The sequence below is a fragment of the Streptomyces sp. URMC 123 genome, assembly GCF_051386515.1.
In the GTDB taxonomy this organism is placed as follows: domain Bacteria; phylum Actinomycetota; class Actinomycetes; order Streptomycetales; family Streptomycetaceae; genus Streptomyces.
Genome location: NZ_JBPQTV010000565.1, coordinates 1 through 1973, shown reverse-complemented (window position 1 = coordinate 1973; position 1973 = coordinate 1). Strand labels below are relative to the sequence as shown.

The 1973-nt window shown below is 75.5% G+C and carries 2 protein-coding genes and 1 pseudogene; 1 reads left to right on the top strand and 2 read right to left on the bottom strand.

Translation table 11 applies throughout. The annotated features are described in order from the left end of the window. Positions 1 to 360 (bottom strand): annotated as a pseudogene (locus ACSNOD_RS30770) (two-component sensor histidine kinase); the annotation flags it as partial. Between the two features lie 76 nt (positions 361 to 436). After that, complete coding sequence (locus ACSNOD_RS30765; protein ID WP_436770366.1) at positions 437 to 1102, bottom strand: response regulator transcription factor; 666 nt, start codon at positions 1100 to 1102, stop codon at positions 437 to 439. A gap of 126 nt (positions 1103 to 1228) precedes the next feature. On the opposite strand from ACSNOD_RS30765, the gene ACSNOD_RS30760 reads away from it, so the two are divergent. Then, positions 1229 to 1861, top strand: a complete 633-nt coding sequence (locus ACSNOD_RS30760) for a PepSY domain-containing protein (protein ID WP_436770365.1) — start codon at positions 1229 to 1231, stop codon at positions 1859 to 1861. Positions 1862 to 1973: the final 112 nt, after the last annotated feature.

Sequence of the window (1973 nt, the reverse complement as noted above, 5' to 3'; positions counted from 1 at the left end):
GGCCTCGCGGGTGACGGTCTCGGGGCGGCGGGAGGGCGATCGGGCGGTGCTGGAGGTCGCCGACGACGGCGCGGGGGCGCCGGTGACGGCCTGCAACTCCCGGTCGGCCGCCCGGACGGTGCCGCGCTCGTCCACGACCCGCACCGGGTGGTCCTCCGCGTCCGGCAGGTCGAGCCGGTCGTACGCGACCCCGGTCGCCACCTGGGAGGCGACCTCGCGGGCCGTCACCTCGGCCTGGAGGTCCGCCTGCCGGCGCAGGTTCGCGCCGAGCACGGCGAGCAGCGCGAGCCCCGCGGCGACCAGGGCCACCGCCACCACGGCGGTGGCCCCCACGGCGGCCCGGGCCCGTACGGAGCGCAGCGGGCGCCGGGAGCCCGGCCGCGGCAGGGACCGCCGGAAGCCCGGACCCGGCAGGCGTCGCCGAAGGCCCGAGGGCTCAGCCACGGCCGCCCACCAGGCGGTAACCGGCACCGCGCACCGTCGCGATGGCGTCCGCCCCGAGCTTGCGGCGCAGCGCGCTGACGTACACCTCCACGATGTTCGGGTCGCCGGAGTAGGCGAAGTCCCAGACGTGGTCGAGGATGTCGGCCTTGGAGACCACCTCGCCCGCCCGGGTGGCCAGGTGCTCCAGCACCGCGAACTCCTTGGCGGTCAGCGGCACCTCGGCGCCGTCCCGGGTCACCCGGCGAGTGCCGGTGTCGACGACGAGCGGGCCGGCGGTCAGCACGGCGGACGCGGCCCGGGTACGGCGGCGCAGCAGCGCCCGCACCCGGGCGACCAGCACCACGTACGAGAACGGCTTGGTCAGATAGTCGTCCGCGCCCGTGTCGAGCCCCTCGGCCTCGTCGTACTCGCCGTCCTTGGCCGTCAGCATCAGGATCGGCACGTCGTGGCCGGCGGCCCGCAGCGCCGCGCAGACGCGGTAGCCGTTCAGGCCCGGCAGCATGATGTCGAGGACGATCAGGTCGTACGGGCCCTCGCTCGCCATCCGCAGGCCCTCGGCGCCGTCGTGCGTGACGTCAACGGCGAAGCCCTCGGCCGTCAGCCCCTTCGCCAGCGACAGGGCGAGCCTCTTCTCGTCCTCCACGATCAGCAAGCGCATGGGGCCAGCCTCCCAAACCGGAGCTGAAGAGGGCTTCAGGTGGCTTCAGCTCCGCTTCAGCATCACTCCGCCACGGTGGTACACGTCGAATCCGACGAACGGACGATCATCTCGGGAGGACATCCGATGAAGCGCAACATCGCCATCGCCACCGTCGTCGCCGCGGCCCTGGTGGGCGGCGGCACCGCCACGGCCTTCGCGGCGGGCGGCGGCTGGGACGACTCGGCGCGGCCGGCGGCCAAGAGCAGCCCGGCGTCGGGCGTGGCGGACCGCGCGGACGAGGCGGAGGAGGCCGAGGAGGCCCGGGAGACCGCCGAGGCCGTCGACGCGGCGAAGGTCGACTTCGGCCGGGCCGTGGACGCCGCCGTGAAGGCCGTGCCCGGCACGGTCGTGGGGGCCGAGCTGGAGAACGAGGAGGGCGAGGTGACCTGGGGCGTCGAGACCCTGGACGCCGAGGGCGTCTCGCACGAGGTGACCGTCGACGCCCGCTCGGGGAAGGTGAGCGGCACGGACCGCGAGCGCGAGAAGCACGCCCAGCAGGTGCTGGAGGCGCTCCAGGGCGCCCGGCTGGACGCGAAGGCCGCGGTGAAGGCGGCCACGCAGTCCGTGCGCGGCACGGTGACCGGCGTGGACTTCGACGTCGACGAGCAGGAGGGCACCTCCGCGTGGGAGGTCGCCCTGCTGGGCAAGGACGGCAAGGTCCACGAGATGGAGGTCGACCCGGCCACCGGCTCGGTCTCCGAGGAGGCCCCGGAGTAGTCCACGGCGGCGCGGCGCCCCGCACCGCTTCCCGCGTCGCCGGGCGGCGAACGCCGCCCACGCCGGAGAGCGACCGGGAGCGACCGGCGGCGCACCGTCCGCCGCGGGCACC